The following is a 17,145-nucleotide window of genomic DNA, read 5'->3' as shown; positions in this document are numbered from 1 at the left end:
CGGCTCCGGTGGACGCGAGTCTAGCGGGGCGTCCGCCGTGCTTGCCTATACTGGCCGGACGGCAACGGGAGGATCTCCATGACCGACATCGCGATCCGTTTCGAGGGCGCCGGCAAGACGTACCCGGACGGGACCACGGCCGTCGCGGCCCTCGACCTCGAGATCCCCCGCGGGTCCCTCACCGTGTTCGTGGGACCCTCCGGCTGCGGCAAGACCACCTCCCTGCGGATGATCAACCGCATGGTGGAGCCCACCTCCGGCTCCGTCACGGTCGAGGGTCGTGACGTCACGTCCGTGCCCGCCCACGAGCTGCGCCGCTCCATGGGCTACGTCATGCAGCAGTCGGGCCTCCTGCCGCACCGGACCGTGGTGGACAACATCGCGACCGTCCCGCGGCTCAACGGCGTGCCGAGGAAGCAGGCGCGGGAGCGGGCCCGCGAGCTGCTGAGCACCGTGGGGCTCGCCGAGGCCCTGGGCTCCCGCTACCCCTCCCAGCTCTCGGGCGGTCAGCAGCAGCGCGTGGGCGTGGCCCGGGCGCTCGCCGCCGACCCGCCGGTCCTGCTCATGGACGAGCCGTTCTCCGCCGTGGACCCCGTGGTGCGCCAGGACCTGCAGCGCGAGCTGCTGGACCTCCAGCGCCGGCTGCACCGCACCATCGTGTTCGTCACCCACGACATCGACGAGGCGATCCTGCTCGGCAACCGGGTGGCCGTCTTCGCCACCGGCGGGCGGCTGGCGCAGTACGCCACCCCGGAGGAGCTGCTGCGCGCGCCCGCCGACGACTTCGTGGCGGACTTCGTGGGCCGGGACCGCGGCTTCCGCTCCCTGACCTTCGACTCGGCCCACGACATCCCCGTGCACCCGGTGGCCACCGTGCGCCCGGACGGCACCCAGGGCGTGGCCGGCACCGGGGACGGGCCCGTCCCCGACGGGTGGACGCTGCGGGTCGACGACGACGGCGCCCCCCGCGGCTGGGTGCGGCCCGGCGCGGAGGACGACCCCGTGGTCGGCGGCACCCTGCACCGGCCCGGCAGCTCCCTGCGCAGCGCCCTGGACGCGGCCCTGTCCTCGCCGTCGGGCCTCGCCGTGGTCGTCGACGACGACGGCCGGGCGGTCGGGATCATGCAGCCGGGGGAGATCATCGCGGCCATCGAGGACGCGCGGCTCGGCGGGCGGACGCCCCGATGAACTGGACGAGCCGGAACTGGCCCTACGTCCTGGAGCTCACGGGCACGCACCTCGTCCAGTCGGTGCTGCCCCTGCTGCTCGGCGCCCTCGTCGCCGTCCCGGTGGCGCGGCTCGCCGCCCGCAACCGCACGCTGCGCCCGGTGCTCGTCACGGGCTCCTCCCTGCTCTACACCATCCCCTCCCTGACCCTGTTCGTGGTGCTGCCCCTGCTCCTCGGCACGCAGATCACCTCGGTGGTGAACGTGGTCGTGGCGCTGACCGTCTACGTCGTGGCCATCCTGGTGCGCTCCTCCGTGGACGCCTTCGAGTCCGTGGACCGCGACATCCTGCAGGCCTCCACCGCGATGGGCTACCGCCCGCTGCGGCGCTTCTTCGCGGTCGAGCTGCCGCTCGCGGTGCCCGTGCTGGTCGCCGGGCTGCGGGTCGCCTCCGTCAGCAACATCTCCATGGTCAGCGTGGGAGCGGTGATCGGCGTGCAGTCCCTCGGCACCCTGTTCACCGACGGGCTGCGCCGGTCCATCCTCGAGGAGATCGCGGTGGGCATCGTCCTGACCGTGGTCCTGGCGGTGCTCATGGACCTCGTGCTGCGGGGGGCCGGCCGCGCCCTGACGCGCTGGCAGCGGGCGGGCACGGCCCCGGTCCCGCGCGTGCGCAGAGGAGCGGTCGCGTGAGCCTCGCCGGCGGCGCCCTGGAGTGGCTGACCGATCCCGAGAACTGGTCCGGGCCCGGCGGCATCCCCGCCCGGCTGCTGGAGCACCTGACGTACAGCGGCGTGACGATGGCCGTGGCCCTGGCCGTGGCGGTCCCCCTGGGCCTGTGGGTGGGGCACACGGGGCGCGGCTCCGGCGTCGTCGTCGGCCTGGCCGGGGCGCTGCGCGCCCTGCCCACGCTGGGCCTGCTCACCCTCTTCACCCTGCTGCTCGGGCTCGGACTGGTGCCGCCGATCATCGCGCTCGTCCTGCTCGCGATCCCCCCGATCCTGTCGGGGGCCTACGCGGGGGTCGCGAACGTGTCCCCGGCCCTCAAGGACGCCGGGGCGGCGATGGGGATGACCGGGAGCCAGGTGCTGACCCGCGTGGAGGTGCCCAACGCCCTGCCCGTGATCCTGGGCGGGGTCCGCAACGCCGCCCTGCAGGTCGTGGCGACCGTGACCGTGGTCGCCTACATCAACCTCGGCGGCCTCGGCCGCTACCTCATCGACGGCCTCGCCGTGCGCGACTACGACCGGATGCTCGGCTCCGTGGTGCTCGTGGCGGTCCTCGCGCTCGTCGTGGACGCCGTCCTGGCCCTGGCCCAGCGGCTGTCCACCTCGCCGGGGCTGCGCCTCGCCGCTCCCTGACCCACCGCTGCCCCTGACCCCCGTCCTCCCGAGCCCCACCGTCCTCCGTGCCACCGACCGACAGGAGAACCACCATGACCACCGCTCCCGCGCTCCGCCGCCGCGCCGCCGCGCCCGCCCTGGGCGCCGCCCTGCTGCTGGGCCTGACCGCCTGCGGCGGCGGCGACCCCCTCGCCGAGGAGGACGGGTCCGCGACCACGTCCTCGGAGACCGTGACCGTGGGCTCCGCCGACTTCCCGGAGAGCCAGATCGTGGCCGAGCTCTACGCCGGGGCGCTCGAGTCCGCCGGGGTCGAGACGGAGACGTCCCTGGGCATCGGTGCCCGCGAGGCCTACGTGGGGGCCGTGCAGGACGGGTCCGTGGACGTGGTCCCGGACTACTCCGGCAACCTGCTGCTCTTCGCGGACCCCGAGGCCACGGCGAGCTCGGCCGACGAGATCATGGCGGCCCTGCCGGAGGCGCTGCCCGAGGGCCTGACCGTGCTCGAGGCCTCCGAGGCGGAGAACAAGGACGCCATGGTGGTCACCTCCGGGACCGCGGAGCAGTACGGGCTCACGAGCATCGCGGACCTGGCGGAGGTGTGCGGGGAGCTCGTGATCGCGGGTCCGCCCGAGTTCGCCGAGCGCGCCTACGGCCTCGACGGCCTGGAGCAGAAGTACGGCTGCGTGCCGGAGTCCTTCGAGCCGATCAACGACGGCGGCGGCCCGCTCACCGTCCAGGCCCTCCTCGACGGGGACGTGGACGTCGCCGACATCTTCACGACCACCCCGGCGATCGCCGACAACGACCTCGTGGTGCTGGAGGACCCGGAGAACAACTTCATCGCCCAGCAGGTCCTGCCGCTGGCCGCGGCGGACCGGCTGCCCCAGGAGGCGGTGGACGCGCTGAACGAGCTCTCCGGCAAGCTCACCACGGAGGCCCTCATCGACCTGAACCGCCAGGTCAGCGGCGAGGACCAGGTCAGCCCGGCCGACGCCGCGCAGGAGTGGCTGTCCGCCAACGGGTACTGAGCCCGCGCACGGCACCGGCACGGGCGCCGCGTCCCGGGGTCCGCGATCCCGGGGCGCGGCGTCCGCCCTGCACAGGGTTCTCCACACGCACGGCGTCGTCTCCGGGGGTCCTCCGCGCCCGCCGGGGCGCTCCTGGAGGGAGCCGGCGGGCCTTGCCCCACGGTGTCCCCAGGACTCGTCCACACCTGTGGACAACTCTGTGCACAGGCATGTGGAGGAAGCCCCGGGTCATCCGCTGAAAAGCTGGGAGCGCATCAGTATGCTGAGGGGCGGACCGCTCCCGCCCGCCGGTGGCAGCTGGTCCTCGACCATCCGAGGGCTCGTCGTCAAGGAGGATCTCGAGTTCGGAGACTGCCCGCCCCGGGGCGGACGACCGAAGGAGCAGTGTGCCGAACACCAGTACGCCCGGTATCCCGGGCCTGTCGCCGGAGAACCAGGCGCGCGTGATCACCGCGTGCGTCCGCCAGCGGGTGCAGGAGGGCCGCCCGGCGGACCTGCCGGGCACGGGGTGGACGGACTTCGACCGCAGGTTCGACGAGCACTTCCCCCGGCTGACGCTGCTCTTCGCCGAGATCTACGGCCACCGCGAGGACTTCCTCGAACAGCTCAGCGAGCTCGGGCTGCAGCTGGCGCGCTCCTGGGCCGAGCGCCCCGACGACCTCAAGGACCTGGACGCCCGGCGCGAGCAGGACCCCGCGTGGTTCGGCGCGCGGCAGATGCTCGGCGGGGTCTGCTACGTGGACCGGTACGCGGGGAACCTGCGGGGCATCCGGGAGCAGATCCCCTACTTCCGGGAACTGGGCCTGACCTACCTCCACCTCATGCCCCTGTTCGAGGCGCCGGAGGGCAACTCGGACGGCGGCTACGCGGTGTCCTCGTACCGCCGCGTGGAGCCGAGGCTGGGGACCATGGAGGAGCTCGCCGAGCTGAGCCGCGAGCTGCGCCGGAACGGGATCAGCCTGGTCCTCGACTTCGTCTTCAACCACACCTCCAACGAGCACGAGTGGGCGCGCCGGGCCGCCGCGGGGGAGCGGGAGTACGAGGACTACTACTGGATCTTCCCGGACCGCACGGTCCCGGAGCAGTTCGAGCGCACCACGCGGGAGATCTTCCCGGACGACCACCCCGGCTCCTTCACGCGGATCGGCGCCGGCGAGGAGGATCCCCGGTGGGTGTGGAGCACCTTCTACTCCTTCCAGTGGGACCTCAACTACACCAATCCCGCCGTCTTCCGGGCGATGGCCGCGGAGCTGCTGTTCCTGGCCGCCCAGGGCGTCGAGGTGCTGCGCATGGACGCCGTCGCGTTCATCTGGAAGCAGCTGGGCACCGCCTGCGAGTCGCTGCCCCAGGCCCACGTGCTGCTGCGCGCGTACAACGCGCTGTGCCGGATCGCCGCGCCGGCCGTGCTGTTCAAGTCCGAGGCGATCGTCCACCCGGACGAGGTCGCCCGGTACATCGAGCCCGGACAGTGCCAGCTGTCCTACAACCCGCTCCAGATGGCCCTGACCTGGGAGGCGATGGCCACCCGGGAGCCGAAGCTGCTCGCGCAGGCCCTCGAGGAGCGCCACGCCCTCCCGCCCGGCACGGCGTGGGTGGACTACGTGCGCGGCCACGACGACATCGGCTGGACGTTCTCGGACGAGGACGCCGCCCGGCTGGGCGTGCAGGGCCACGACCACCGCCGCTTCCTCAACGCCTTCTACACCGGGCGCCACCCCGGCAGCTTCGCGGACGGCGTCCCGTTCCAGGAGAACCCCCGCACGGGGGACTGCCGCGTGTGCGGGACCACGGCGTCCCTGCTGGGCCTCGCCGAGGACCCGGCGTCCGCGGTGGACCGGGTCCTGCTCGCGCACTCCGTGGCGATGAGCACCGGCGGCATCCCCCTGCTGTACCTGGGCGACGAGGTCGGCCAGGTCAACGACCCCGCCTGGAACGAGGACCCGGCCCACGCCGGCGACGCCCGGTGGGTGCACCGGCCGCCGCGGCCCGTCCAGGACTACGAGCGCCGCCACGAGCTGTTCTCCGTGCAGGGCCGGATCTTCGGGGGCATCCGGAGGATGGTCGAGCTGCGCCGGAACTCCCCGGAGTTCGACGGCAACACGCTCCTCCCGTTCGACGCGCGCAACCCCCACGTGCTGGGCTACCAGCGCCCGGGCGGCAACACGGTGGTGCTGTGCCTGGCGAACTTCTCCGACTGGTCCCAGTTCGTCACGGGGGAGACCCTCTCGGGGTTCCTGCCCCAGGCCGTCGAGCTGCACGGCAACACCGAGCTCGACCTGCGCCACGGTCTGCTGCTCGACGCCCACGGGTTCCTCTGGATCCGCGTGCTCCCGAAGCGCTGACCCGTGGGTGCGTGGACGGTGCTGGTGCTCTCGGGCGTCCTCGAGGCGGTGTGGGCGTCCGCGCTCGCGGCCTCGGACGGGCTCCGCCGTCCCGTGCCGGCCGTGGTGTTCGCGGTGACGGCCGCCGTGAGCCTGGCCGGACTGTCCTACGCCATGGCCACCCTCCCCACGGGCACGGCGTACGCCGTCTGGGTGGGCATCGGCGCGGCCCTGACCGTGGCCTGGTCCATGCTGACGGGCCGCGAGTCCGCCACGCCCCTCAGGATCCTGCTGGTGCTCGGACTCGTCGGCTGCGTGATCGGGCTCAAGGTTGTCGGCTGAGGCCGGCGCGGCGCGGGCCGTGCGGGACCGGCGCGCCCGTGCCTGGGCGCTGCTGGTGCTCAGCGGGATCCTGGAGGCGGTCTGGGCCACCGCCCTGGGCGCGTCCGAGGGCTTCTCGCGGCCGGGCCCCGGTCTGCTCTTCGCCGTGACCCTGGTGCTGAGCATGCTCACCCTGGCACGCGCCGCCCGGGTGGTGCCGATGGGCACCGCCTACGCCGTGTGGACGGGTATCGGCGCCGTGCTCACGGTCGCGTGGGCGGCCGGCACGGGGCAGGAGCAGATCTCGTGGGCGAAGGCCCTCTTCCTGGCGGGGATCGTGGCGTGCGTCGTGGGCCTGCACGCCGCCGACCGGCCGACCCCGGGGAAGGGCCGGTGACCCGGGACCGCAGGCCGGGCGCGCACCTCATGCTGGTGCTCACCGCCACGATGGCCGTGGGCCCGCTGCTGACCCACAGCCTCTCGGCGATGAGCCCCCTGGTGATCGCGGACCTGGAGCTCACGGAGGCGCAGTTCGGGCTGCTCGCCACCACCACCTTCTTCGTCGCGGCCGTCACCGCGGTGCGCACGGGCCGCTGGGCGGACCGGCTGGCCGCCCGCACCCTGCTGGTCGTGATGTTCGGCGGGGCCGCGCTCGCGATGCTCCTGAGCGCCGCCGCGCCGGGCTACGCGGTCCTGCTCGCGGCCATGGTGCTCTCGGGGCTCGGGCAGGTCATGGCCAACCCCGCGACCAACCGGCTCATCCGCCTGCACGTGCCCGCTGGGCGGCGCGCGAGCTGGCTCGGGATCAAGCAGGCCGGCGTGCAGGCCTCGCAGCTCGTGGCGGGCCTGACCTTCCCCGCGCTGGGCCTGCTGCTCGGCTGGCGCACCGCGGTCCTGGTGGCCGTGGGCGCGGTGCTGCTCCTGCTCGTGCACGGCTGGTGGACGGTCCCGGACAACCACCCCGGCACCCCGGTGGCCCGCCCGTCCCGGACGACGTCCCCGTCCGGGACGGCATCACGGTCGCGGACAGCGTCCCGGTCCTGGGCGGCCCTCCGGTCGTGGACCGGTCGCCGGACCCGGCGGCCGGAGCCGACCCGGCGGCCCCGGGCGGCGGGCGCCGCCGCGCGGCCGCCGATGCCCGGTGCCGTCCGGGCGTACGCCGCGGCCGCGGCACTGACCGGGCTGGGGGCGCAGGCCGCCAACGTCTACCTGCCGCTCTACGCCCACCGGGAGCTGGGTTTCGACGTCGTCGCCGCCGGGGCCACCGTGTCCGTCTCCGCGCTCGTGGGCATCGCCTCCCGGGTGCTGTGGGCGCGCGTGATGGACCGGCCGGGCGCGGACGGCTTCGTGCTGCTGGCCGGGATGGCCCTGGGGGCGGCCGCGAGCGCCGTGCTGCTGGTCCTGGCGCCGCTGCACCCCGGCCTCGCGTGGGCGGTGTGGCCGGCGGCCGTCCTGCACGGGGGCGCGGCACTCGCGGTGAGCGTGGTGGTGATGTCCGCGGCGATGCGCGCCGTGCCCGCCGACCGGGTGGGGGCGTCCACCGGGGTGGTGACCATGGGCCTGTACGCGGGGTTCTGCGCCGGTCCGCTCGTCCTCGGTGGACTGCTCCAGCTCACGGGGTCCTTCGCGGTGGGCTGGGGCGTGGTGCTCGCCTGCTACCTGGCCTGCGCGGCGCTCGCCGTCCTCGTGCGCTCCCGTGCACACCGCTAGGACGCCGCCGTCCGGAGTGCTTGCGGCCGCTGCCGCCTCCCGTTCGGCGGGGTCCCCGCCCGCCCGCCGACCGGTGCTGTCCCCCGTTCAGGGGGACCGGCCGGCCTCTGTGCGACGCTCCGTGACGTCCTGGCACGGTCTTCTCAACAGCTTCTCCACAGGTGTTGTCCACAGCGTGGATAACTTCCACCGGTGGAATTACGGGACGCCGCATTCCGTCGACCCTGCGCTGACCTGCAACGGCGCCGCCGGCCGGGGCTCGGGTGCGCCGGTGCTCGCTCTGTGCACGCGTTCCTCCACACCTGTGGACAACTTTCTCCACCCCCTGTGCACCCGGACGGGCGGGCGCCGCGGCGGCCGATCACTAGAGTAGTTGTGTGCACATGCGAATTGCTCCCGTCCGTGCACTGCGCGTGCCTGCCCGGGGCGCGGATCCGACCGGGGAGCGGAGGACACGATGCTGAAGGGCGCCACGACGTTCCGGCTGGTGGACACGGCCGTGGTCGCGGCCGACCCGGCCCTGGTGGAGCGCTTCCTGCTCGACCCCGGCTGCCTGCGCCGCTGGAACCCCATCCCGGAGCGGAACTACCAGGTCAGCACGGCGGTGCTGCAGCTCGGCACGTCGATCGAGTCCACGGTCCGCGTGGGCCCCCTCCGCTTCTCGTTCGTGAACATCGTCTCCGACCACGTCCCGGGCCGGCGCCTGGGGATGCGCACCACCAAGGGCGTGGTGGATCTGCTGGTGACCATCACCTGGGAACCGGTGGAGGGGGGCACCCGGATCGAGAAGGTCGTGGAAGGGCGGTTCACGGAGTCCAAGGCCTGGCTGTGGCGCCTGCTCGAACCGGCCGCCCGCCGGAGCGCCCGGAACGCCCTCGAGACGCTCGGGCGGATGATCGAGACGGGGGACTACGAGTTCACGGTCCCGTCCCAGCTGACCCCCCACCCGCCCCGCTGCCCGCTCGAGAGCCCGCCCGACTTCTTCTGAGTCCTCGGCGGAGCCCGCCCGGGGGCGCGCCGTACGCTGGTGGCGGAACCTCCTTGACCCCTGCTCGCGCGCGGGACGAGGGTGGAACCACACGACAGCACTCGAAAGGACTCTCCTATGGCCGAGAAGTACACCCTTCCCGATCTTCCCTACGACTACGCGGCGCTCGAGCCCCACATCTCCGCGAAGATCATGGAGCTGCACCACGACAAGCACCACGCCACCTACGTGGCCGGTGCCAACACCGCCCTGGAGAAGATGGCGGAGGCCCGCGCGAACGGTGACGGCGCCGCCGCGGCCAAGCTGTCCAAGGACCTGCAGTTCAACCTCGGTGGCCACGTGAACCACTCGGTGTTCTGGCAGAACCTCTCCCCCGAGGGCGGCGACAAGCCGACCGGTGAGCTCGCCGCGGCGATCGAGGACCACTTCGGGTCCTTCGACGCCTTCCGCGACCACTTCACCGCCGCGGCCACCACGATCCAGGGCTCCGGCTGGGCGATCCTCGCCCTCGAGCCCGTCGGCGGCAACCTGGTCATCGAGCAGATGTACGACCAGCAGAACGGCGTGCCCGTCGCCACGATCCCGCTGCTCCAGCTGGACATGTGGGAGCACGCGTTCTACCTCGACTACCAGAACGTCAAGGCGGACTACGTCAAGGCCTTCTGGAACATCGTGAACTGGGCGGACGTCCAGGAGCGCTTCGAGAAGGCGCGCACCGGGGGCCGGTCCATCATCTGATCCCCGATCCGCACCGTCGGGCGCCGCGCGCGCCCGACCCCGCGAGCAGAGCCCCCGGACCACGCGGTCCGGGGGCTCTGTGCCGCCCGGGCAAGGGGCACCGCGGAGGTCCCGGAGCGTCACACGGGCGGGGGAGGGGGCCTGGCGGTGGGGCACAATGGCGGGGACCCTGTTCGCACTCAACGACGAGAGCACGAGGACCCCGCATGAGCGACGAGAACCAGCAGCCCGGCCCCATCACGCACGAGGAGATCTTCCGCTCCCACAAGGGCGGCAAGCTCTCCGTGGTCTCGAAGTCCCCCCTGGCCACCCGCCGGGACCTGTCCATCGCCTACACCCCCGGGGTCGCCGAGGTGAGCCGGGCGGTGGCCGCGGATCCCGACATGGCGGCCACGCACACCTGGGCGGGCCGGCTCGTGGCGGTGATCTCCGACGGCTCCGCCGTGCTGGGCCTGGGTGACATCGGCCCGGCCGCGTCCCTGCCGGTGATGGAGGGCAAGGCCGCCCTGTTCAAGACCTTCGCGGACCTGGACTCGATCCCGATCGTGCTCGACACCCAGGACGTCGACGAGATCGTGGCCACCGTCAAGCTGCTGCGCCCGTCCTTCGGCGCGGTGAACCTCGAGGACATCTCCGCCCCGCGCTGCTTCGAGATCGAGAAGCGTCTGATCGAGGAGCTGGACATCCCGGTGATGCACGACGACCAGCACGGCACCGCCGTCGTCGTCCTGGCCGCCCTGCTCAACGCCGCGACCCTGGTGGGCAAGGACCTGGCGGGCTTGAAGGTCGTGATCGCCGGCGCCGGGGCGGCCGGCATCGCGATCACCGAGATCCTGCTGGCCCAGGGCATCGATGACGTGGTGCTGATGGACTCCCGGGGCATCGTCTCGAGGGAGCGCGACGACCTCAACGCGATCAAGGCCGGCTACGCGGCGCGCACCAATCCGCGCGGGCTGATCGGCGGGCCCAAGGACGCCCTCGAGGGCGCCGACGTGTTCGTGGGTGTGTCGGGCGGGACGGTCCCCGAGGAGTACCTCACCGAACTCGCCGAGGACGCGATCGTGTTCGCCCTGGCCAACCCGGACCCGGAGATCATGCCCGAGGTCGCCGCGAAGTACGCCTCCGTGGTCGCCACCGGCCGGTCGGACTTCCCGAACCAGATCAACAACGTGCTGGCCTTCCCGGGCATCTTCCGCGGCGCCCTGGACGCCGGGGCGGCCCGGATCACCCCGGTCATGAAGCTCGAGGCCGCCCGGGCGATCGCGGCGATCGCCGCCGCCGACGGTCTGACCGCGGACCACATCGTGCCCTCCGCCCTGGATCCCCGGGTCGCCCCGGCCGTGGCGGAGGCCGTGGCGGCCTGCGCGCGGGCCGAGGCGACCGTCTGACCCGCTCCGCACCCGCTGACCCGCGGCGGCCCGGGCGACCACGGAAGAACGTGGTCACCCGGGCCGTCGCGGGTCAGGAGGCAGCGCGTTCAGGCGTAGAAGCGGTTGAGGAAGGTCGCGACCACGGCGGGCCGCTCCTCGCCCTCGATCTCGATCGTGCCGTCGGCCACCAGGTGCAGGCCGTTGCCCTTGACCTCCTGGACGTCGGTGATGGTCACGGTCATGCGGATCCGCGAGCCGACCTTGACGGGAGAGGTGAAGCGGACCTTGTCGAGGCCGTAGTTGACCTTGGTCTTCACGCCGGTGACGTCGAAGAGCTCGGACCACATCGGGATGAGCAGGGACAGGGTCAGGAAGCCGTGGGCGATCGGGGCGCCGAAGGGCCCTTCGGCGGCGCGCTCGGGATCGGTGTGGATCCACTGGTGGTCGTCGGTGGCGTCGGCGAACGTGTTCACCTGGTCCTGGGTGATCTCCCGCCAGGCGGAGTGCCCGAGGCTCTTGCCGACGAGGTTCTTCACCTCGTCGAAGGCGACGACGGTCTGGGGCTGGGTCTGTGCTTCGGTCATGGCGTGTCCTTACGTGGTGGCGTCTGTGGTGTCGGTGGTGGATCGGTTGGTGTCGGTCGGGCGGCTCAGACGAACGCGCTCCGGCCGGTGATCGACCGGCCGACCACGAGCGCGTTGATCTCGTGGGTGCCCTCGTAGGAGTAGACGGCCTCGGCGTCGGCGTGGAAGCGGGCGACGTCGTGGGCCAGGGTGATGCCGTTGCCGCCGACCAGTTCGCGGGCCAGTGCCACGGTCTCGCGCATGTGCAGGCTGATCCACATCTTCGCCAGGGCGGAGTCCTCGTTCCGGTAGACGCCGCCCTCCTGCCGCTCGGCGAGGCCGGCGACCATGGTCAAGGACGCGGTGACGTTGCCGAGCATCCGCGCCAGCTTCTCCTGGACGAGCTGGAAGCCGCCGATCGGGCGGCCGAACTGCTCGCGCTCCCGCACGTAGCGCAGCGCGGCCTCGTAGGCGCCGGCTTGGATGCCGGTGGCGATCCAGGCGACGTCGGAGCGCATGGCGCGCAGCATCGCGGCGACGTCCTTGAACGAGTTCACGTTCCCCAGCCGTTGTGCCTCCGGCACCCGTGCCCCGTCGAGGTGGATGTCGGCGTTCTGCATCATCCGCAGGGACGCCTTGCCGTGGATCTTCTCCAGCCGCACGCCCGGGGCCTGCCGGTCCACGAGGAAGCCCTTGACCTGCCCGTCGGCCTCGTCGCGGGCGAAGACGGCGAGGAGGTCGGCGGTGAAGGCGCCGCCGATCCAGCGCTTGGTGCCGGTCAGCACCCACTCGTCGCCCTCGCGCCGGGCCGTGGTGGCCAGCCCGCCGGCGATGTCGGAGCCGTGCTCGGGCTCGGTCAGGCAGAACACCCCCGTCATCTCGAAGGACGTGATCTTCGGGTCCCACGCGGCGAACTGCTCCGGCGTGCCGCCCACGCGGCAGGCCGTGCGGAACAGCCCGGCCTGGGCGGTGTAGAACGTGGCGACCGAGGCGTCGGTGCGGGCCAGCTCGAAGATCCGGAACCCGTGGTACAGGGACCGGGGCTGCCCGCCGTCGGCCGTGAGCTCGGACGGGGTCATGAGGTCGAGGGCGTGCAGGGAGGGGGCGATCTGGTAGGGGAACTCCCCGGCCTCCCAGTACTCGGCCAGCAGCGGCCGCACCTCGTCCTCGAGCACCCGGCGCAGCCGGCGCAGGGGGGCCTTCTCGGCCTCGGTCAGTCTCTCCGCGATCCCGTACGGGTCGCAGTCGGGGTAGAGGCGCCCGGCGTCCGTGCTCATGCCCGTGCCCCGTCGAGGCCGAGCAGGCGCACGGCGTTGTCCTTGAGGATCTTGGGGCGGACCTCGTCCGTGAAGGACTGCTGCTCGAAGGCCCCGAGCCACTTCTGCGGGGTGATCAGCGGGTAGTCGGTGCCGAACAGGACCCTGTCCTGGAGCATCCGGTTGGAGGCCTTCACCAGCGACTCGGGGAAGTACTTGGGCGACCAGCCGGAGAGGTCGATCCACACGTTGGCCTTGTGGGTGGCGATGGAGTTGGCCTCCTCCTGCCAGGGCACCGAGGGGTGGGCCATGATGACCTGGAGCTCGGGGAAGTCCGCGGCCACCGCGTCCAGCAGCAGCGGGTTGGAGTACCCCAGCTTGATCCCGCCCCCGCCGGGCAGCCCGGCGCCCATGCCGTTCTGTCCGGTGTGGAACAGGGCGGGCACGCGCAGGTCCTGGATCGCCGCGTAGAGCGGGTAGAACCGCTCGTCCGAGGGGTCGAAGCCCTGCAGGGAGGGGTGGAACTTGAAGCCCTTGACGCCGTGCTCCTCGACGAGCATCTTCGCCCGCTCCACCGCGGCGGAGCCCTGGAGCGGGTCCACGGAGCCGAAGGGGATCAGCACGTCGTTGTTGCGGGCCGCGCCGGCGGCGATCTCCTCGATGGAGTTCGGCTCGTGGCCCAGGGCGGTGGTCGCGTCGACGGTGAAGACGACGGCGGCCATCCGCCACTCGCGGTAGCGCTCGGCGATGGTGTCCAGGGACGGGGACCGGTCCTCGGCCTTGAAGTACTTGGCCGAGGCCTCGGTCAGGGCCGTGGGCAGGGACGGGTGTCCGTGGTCGGAGCACTCGATGTGCACGTGCATGTCGATCGCGTTCAGCGACGCGAGGTCGAGACCGTACTCGTAGCGCATGGTGGTCCCCCTAGGACTGCTGGGTCGCGGACTCGGGCTTCAGTTCCTCCGGCAGCGGGGGCAGGGTCTCGCCGACCGGCTGCAGGCTGCCCTCGAGGATGGCGGGGAGCTGCTCGCGCAGCGCCTCGAAGGTCCAGCCGCCGTTGCGGTACTCGGTGGCCACGGGGCGGGGGTGGCTGAAGACCTGCAGGCGGTCCCCGCCGGCGCCGATGGCCTGGCCGGTGACGCCCGCGGCGTCGTCGGAGGCGAGCCAGGCGATCAGGCCGGCGACGTCGGCGGCGTTGCCGAAGCCGAGGTCCTTGCGGAAGAAGTCCGGCATCGGCTCGCCGCGGCGGTCGGCCTCGACGGCGGAGCGGAAGAAGGGGATGGTCTCGGTCATGGCGGTGGCGGCCACGGGGATGACGGCGTTGGCGGTGACGCCGGCCTTCTTCATCTCCAGGGCCCAGGTGCGGACCATGCCCACGATCCCGGCCTTCGCCGCCGCGTAGTTGGTCTGGCCGAAGTTGCCGTACTGGCCGGTGGGGGAGCCGATGGTGATGATCCGCCCGGGCACCCCGTTCTCCTTGAAGTACCGGTAGGCCTCGCGGGCGCAGGTGAAGGTGCCGCGCAGGTGCACCTGGATGACGAGGTCGAAGTCCTCGTCGGTCATCTTCAGCAGGGACTTGTCGCGCAGCACCCCGGCGTTGGTGACGAGGACGTCGAGGCGGCCGAAGGCCTCCACCGCACCCTGCACCAGGGCGGTGGCGGTTTCGGTGGAGCCCACGGGGGCGACGACGGCGACGGCCCGCCCGCCGGTCTCGGTGATGGAGGCGACGGCGTTCTCGGCGATGGCCTGGTCGACGTCGTTGATGACCACGGCCGCGCCCTGGCGGGCGAGCTCCTGGGCGTAGGCCAGGCCCAGACCCTGGCCGGAGCCGGTGACGACGGCGACCTTGCCGGCGAGAGGGGTGGTGCTCGGGGATGCGGTGCTGTCCTGTGCCATGGGGTGGCTCCTTCGCTGACGGATCGGCGCTGACGGATCGGCGCTGACGGATCGGCGCTGACGGATCGGCGCTCGTGGATGGGCGGACGGGGTGACGCCCGTCACTGCTGCGGGTTCGTCCCTATTCCACCGCTATTCGTTGAGAATGTCAATGGTTAAGAACCTCCATCTATGCTGGGGGCACGGATTCCGTAGACTGGGGTCCCCGGCCCCAGGAGAGACGCTATGACCACGCCCACCGACCCGTCCGCCGGTCTCGAGCGCCTCCTCGAGGCGGAGCTGACGGCGGAGCCGGTCTTCCTGATGGCCCGCGCCGCCTCGACGGGCTCCTCGGCGGCCAACCGGAGGCTGGCGGAGCTGGAGCTGAAGGTGCGCCACTACTCGGTCCTGGCGCTGGCCTGCGGCGAGGAGCAGCTGACGCAGCGCGAGCTCAGCCAGTTCCTGGTGCTGGACCCCAGTCAGATCGTGGCCATCCTCGACGACCTCGAGCGGCGCGGCGCGGTGGAGCGCCGGACCGACCCCCGGGACCGCCGCTCGAAGATCATCGCCCCCACCGCCGCCGGCCGGGAGCTGTACGCCCGGGCCAGGGTCCTGGTGGAGAACTCCACCGCGGAGTCGCTCTCCCCGCTCTCCCCGGCGGAGCGGGAGGAGCTGTCCCGGCTGCTGAAGAAGGTGGCCTTCTGACGGACAGGTCCCCCGGTCCTCGACGACGCCGAGCCCCCGCCCCGCCCCCTCTCCCCGGTCGATCGGGGAGGGGGGTGACGAGGCGGGGGCTCGGTGCCGCAGATGCTCCGCAGCGGGTGGCGTCAGTGCTCGTGGGTCTCCAGGTCGAAGTCCTTGGACTCACGGGTGAGCAGGATGAACACCGCGCTGACCACCGCCATCCCGGCCAGGTACCAGACCACGGGGGCGATGGCCTGCCCGGAGGACGCGTAGATCGAGGCGAGGATCGTGGGGGTGAAGCCCGCCCCGATCAGGGTGGCGAACTGGTAGCCCAGTGACGCCCCGGTGTAGCGCGACGACGTGCCGAACTGCTCCGAGATGAAGGCCGCCAGCGGTCCGTAGATCGCGGCGTGGCAGGCCAGCCCGATGGTGAAGGTCGCGAAGATCAGCAGCACGTTGCCGGTGGCCAGCCAGGAGAACATGGGGAGGATGAGGGCGATGAACAGCACCAGCCCCACGACCATGACGGGGCGCCGGCCCAGCTGGTCGGACAGACGGCCCATGCCGACCACGAAGAACACGCTGAGCACGGACGCGAGGGCGAAGGCGTAGAGGACCGGCTGCCGGTCGGCGCCGCGCTCGACCGCGTAGGCGACCGCGAAGGTGGCCAGGAAGACCTGGAGGGCGAACCCGGAGGCCCCCGCCAGCATCGTGTAGACCAGGGCGCGGGGACGGCGCAGCACCTCGACGATGGGCACCTTGCGCTTGGCGGTGGGGCCCTCCGCGGCCTCCTTGGCCAGCGCGGCCTGGAAGATCGGGCTCTCGGACACCTGGGAGCGCACGAAGACGCCCACGGCCAGCAGCAGGACGGACAGCAGGAACGGGACGCGCCAGCCCCACGAGAGGAACTGCTCCTCCGGCATGGCGGCGAACAGGCCCAGGACGAAGGTGCCCAGTGCGGCGCCGGTCGGCGCGCCGGCGTTGGTGAAGGACGCGGCGAACCCCCGCCTGCCCTTCGCGGAGTGCTCCAGGGCCATCAGCGCGGCCCCGCCCCACTCGCCGCCCACGGCGATGCCCTGGCACACCCGCAGGAGGATCAGGATGACCGCCCCCCAGGAGCCGATGACGGCGGCGCTGGGGATGAGGCCGATGAGCGTCGAGGCGATGCCCATGATCAGCATCGAGATGATGAGCATCTTCTTGCGGCCCAGGCGGTCGCCGAAGTGGCCGAAGACCGCCCCGCCCAGCGGGCGGGCCAGGTAGCCGGCGGCGAAGGTGCCGTACGCGGCGATCGTGCCGGCCAGCGGGTCGAGGTCGGTGAAGAACACGTAGGGGAAGACCAGGGCGGAGGCCGAGGCGTAGAGCAGGAAGTCGTAGAACTCGATGGTGGAGCCGAGGTAGCTGGAGAAGATGACCTTGCGCGCCTCTTTGTTCCTGGCGCGGGCGTCCAGGGACGCCAGGGTGCCGGGTGCTGCTGACATGGCGGTTCCTTGCTCTGGGGCGGAGAGAGTGGGTGTGCCGCCGGGACAGGGCTCCGGTGCGGCGGACGGGCCGGCCCCGGTCCTCGGGTGCGTCCGGGCGGTGGTGTGGGCCGACTCACAGTGCGACCATTGGAACAGCAATCAATTGAAGATGTCAACCATTGAGAAGATGACCTAAGTGGGAAAGTCGGGCCGGGTCGGGTTCGCCGGGGGGTCTGGACAATGTGATCCAGCTCTCTCTACGCTGGGGGGCTAATAGTGGAATTTTTCAACTATTGGCTTTGACGACTGTTTGAGGAGACGA

At 72.2% G+C, this 17,145-nt stretch carries 17 protein-coding genes; 12 read left to right on the top strand and 5 right to left on the bottom strand.

The features are described from left to right. Positions 1-78 precede the first annotated feature (78 nt). From CK505_RS01800 to CK505_RS01750, 11 genes are all read left to right on the top strand, one after another. Positions 79-1,188, top strand: coding sequence for an ABC transporter ATP-binding protein (locus tag CK505_RS01800; RefSeq protein WP_095650012.1), 1,110 nt, complete (start codon positions 79-81; stop codon positions 1,186-1,188). Beyond that, positions 1,185-1,859 (top strand): ABC transporter permease, encoded by a 675-nt coding sequence (locus CK505_RS01795; protein ID WP_017831737.1) that lies wholly within the window; start codon positions 1,185-1,187, stop codon positions 1,857-1,859. The genes CK505_RS01800 and CK505_RS01795 overlap by 4 nt, the downstream gene beginning before the upstream one ends. Continuing rightward, positions 1,856-2,527, top strand: a complete 672-nt coding sequence (locus CK505_RS01790) for an ABC transporter permease (protein WP_095650011.1) — start codon at positions 1,856-1,858, stop codon at positions 2,525-2,527. Before CK505_RS01795 ends, CK505_RS01790 begins: the two co-directional genes overlap by 4 nt. Positions 2,528-2,601: 74 nt before the next feature. Further along, positions 2,602-3,537, top strand: a complete 936-nt coding sequence (locus CK505_RS01785; RefSeq protein ID WP_095650010.1) for an ABC transporter substrate-binding protein — start codon at positions 2,602-2,604, stop codon at positions 3,535-3,537. 470 nt (positions 3,538-4,007) lie between these two features. Then, positions 4,008-5,879, top strand: a complete 1,872-nt coding sequence (locus CK505_RS01780; protein WP_255250870.1) for an amylosucrase — start codon at positions 4,008-4,010, stop codon at positions 5,877-5,879. 3 nt (positions 5,880-5,882) lie between these two features. Next, complete coding sequence (locus CK505_RS01775; protein ID WP_095650008.1) at positions 5,883-6,200, top strand: multidrug efflux SMR transporter; 318 nt, start codon at positions 5,883-5,885, stop codon at positions 6,198-6,200. After that, on the top strand, positions 6,190-6,576 hold the full coding sequence (locus CK505_RS01770) for a multidrug efflux SMR transporter (RefSeq protein ID WP_095650007.1): 387 nt from the start codon (positions 6,190-6,192) through the stop codon (positions 6,574-6,576). The genes CK505_RS01775 and CK505_RS01770 overlap by 11 nt, the downstream gene beginning before the upstream one ends. Continuing rightward, a complete protein-coding gene (locus tag CK505_RS01765) occupies positions 6,573-7,889 on the top strand; it encodes an MFS transporter (protein ID WP_095650006.1) in 1,317 nt (438 codons plus the stop codon). Before CK505_RS01770 ends, CK505_RS01765 begins: the two co-directional genes overlap by 4 nt. A gap of 457 nt (positions 7,890-8,346) precedes the next feature. Beyond that, on the top strand, positions 8,347-8,877 hold the full coding sequence (locus CK505_RS01760; RefSeq protein WP_095650005.1) for an SRPBCC family protein: 531 nt from the start codon (positions 8,347-8,349) through the stop codon (positions 8,875-8,877). Between the two features lie 117 nt (positions 8,878-8,994). Then, positions 8,995-9,615: a superoxide dismutase gene (locus CK505_RS01755; protein WP_017831745.1), complete on the top strand. Its 621-nt coding sequence runs from the start codon at positions 8,995-8,997 to the stop codon at positions 9,613-9,615. A 206-nt stretch (positions 9,616-9,821) separates the two neighbouring features. Next, complete coding sequence (locus CK505_RS01750) at positions 9,822-11,003, top strand: NADP-dependent malic enzyme (protein WP_095650004.1); 1,182 nt, start codon at positions 9,822-9,824, stop codon at positions 11,001-11,003. An 89-nt stretch (positions 11,004-11,092) separates the two neighbouring features. Here CK505_RS01750 and CK505_RS01745 read toward each other — a convergent pair whose 3' ends face one another. The 4 genes from CK505_RS01745 to CK505_RS01730 all read right to left on the bottom strand — a co-directional run bounded on the left by CK505_RS01745 (position 11,093) and on the right by CK505_RS01730 (position 14,697). Then, the gene (locus CK505_RS01745) at positions 11,093-11,569 is read right to left on the bottom strand and encodes a MaoC family dehydratase (protein WP_095650003.1); all 477 of its coding nucleotides are present in this window, start codon (positions 11,567-11,569) and stop codon (positions 11,093-11,095) included. A gap of 65 nt (positions 11,570-11,634) precedes the next feature. Beyond that, positions 11,635-12,825 carry an acyl-CoA dehydrogenase family protein gene (locus CK505_RS01740; RefSeq protein ID WP_095650002.1) on the bottom strand — a complete coding sequence of 397 codons (1,191 nt, stop codon included), beginning with the start codon at positions 12,823-12,825 and terminating at the stop codon, positions 11,635-11,637. After that, a complete protein-coding gene (locus CK505_RS01735) occupies positions 12,822-13,715 on the bottom strand; it encodes an amidohydrolase family protein (protein WP_095650001.1) in 894 nt (297 codons plus the stop codon). Before CK505_RS01735 ends, CK505_RS01740 begins: the two co-directional genes overlap by 4 nt. A gap of 10 nt (positions 13,716-13,725) precedes the next feature. Further along, the gene (locus CK505_RS01730) at positions 13,726-14,697 is read right to left on the bottom strand and encodes an SDR family NAD(P)-dependent oxidoreductase (protein WP_017831750.1); all 972 of its coding nucleotides are present in this window, start codon (positions 14,695-14,697) and stop codon (positions 13,726-13,728) included. Between the two features lie 225 nt (positions 14,698-14,922). Here CK505_RS01730 and CK505_RS01725 point away from each other — a divergent pair, with 225 nt between their 5' ends. Beyond that, on the top strand, positions 14,923-15,381 hold the full coding sequence (locus CK505_RS01725; protein WP_017831751.1) for a MarR family winged helix-turn-helix transcriptional regulator: 459 nt from the start codon (positions 14,923-14,925) through the stop codon (positions 15,379-15,381). Between the two features lie 122 nt (positions 15,382-15,503). Here the strand turns inward: CK505_RS01725 and CK505_RS01720 are convergent, their stop codons facing one another. Further along, entirely contained in the window at positions 15,504-16,841 is a 1,338-nt protein-coding gene (locus CK505_RS01720) for an MFS transporter (protein WP_095650000.1), read from the bottom strand. Positions 16,842-17,145: the final 304 nt, after the last annotated feature.

This window comes from Kocuria sp. WN036, assembly GCF_002287015.1.
Classification (GTDB): domain Bacteria; phylum Actinomycetota; class Actinomycetes; order Actinomycetales; family Micrococcaceae; genus Kocuria; species Kocuria rosea.
This window is presented reverse-complemented; position numbering and strand designations above follow the sequence as displayed.

Bases quoted from the DNA above. Each gene is read 5' to 3' on its own strand.
- CK505_RS01735 (WP_095650001.1), bottom strand. From the start codon at position 13,715: ATGCGCTACGAGTACGGTCTCGACCTCGCGTCGCTGAACGCGATCGAC.
- CK505_RS01730 (WP_017831750.1), bottom strand. From the start codon at position 14,697: ATGGCACAGGACAGCACCGCATCCCCGAGCACCACCCCTCTCGCCGGC.
- CK505_RS01755 (WP_017831745.1), top strand. From the start codon at position 8,995: ATGGCCGAGAAGTACACCCTTCCCGATCTTCCCTACGACTACGCGGCG.
- CK505_RS01725 (WP_017831751.1), top strand. From the start codon at position 14,923: ATGACCACGCCCACCGACCCGTCCGCCGGTCTCGAGCGCCTCCTCGAG.
- CK505_RS01720 (WP_095650000.1), bottom strand. From the start codon at position 16,841: ATGTCAGCAGCACCCGGCACCCTGGCGTCCCTGGACGCCCGCGCCAGG.
- CK505_RS01760 (WP_095650005.1), top strand. From the start codon at position 8,347: ATGCTGAAGGGCGCCACGACGTTCCGGCTGGTGGACACGGCCGTGGTC.
- CK505_RS01740 (WP_095650002.1), bottom strand. From the start codon at position 12,825: ATGAGCACGGACGCCGGGCGCCTCTACCCCGACTGCGACCCGTACGGG.
- CK505_RS01745 (WP_095650003.1), bottom strand. From the start codon at position 11,569: ATGACCGAAGCACAGACCCAGCCCCAGACCGTCGTCGCCTTCGACGAG.
- CK505_RS01785 (WP_095650010.1), top strand. From the start codon at position 2,602: ATGACCACCGCTCCCGCGCTCCGCCGCCGCGCCGCCGCGCCCGCCCTG.
- CK505_RS01795 (WP_017831737.1), top strand. From the start codon at position 1,185: ATGAACTGGACGAGCCGGAACTGGCCCTACGTCCTGGAGCTCACGGGC.
- CK505_RS01750 (WP_095650004.1), top strand. From the start codon at position 9,822: ATGAGCGACGAGAACCAGCAGCCCGGCCCCATCACGCACGAGGAGATC.
- CK505_RS01800 (WP_095650012.1), top strand. From the start codon at position 79: ATGACCGACATCGCGATCCGTTTCGAGGGCGCCGGCAAGACGTACCCG.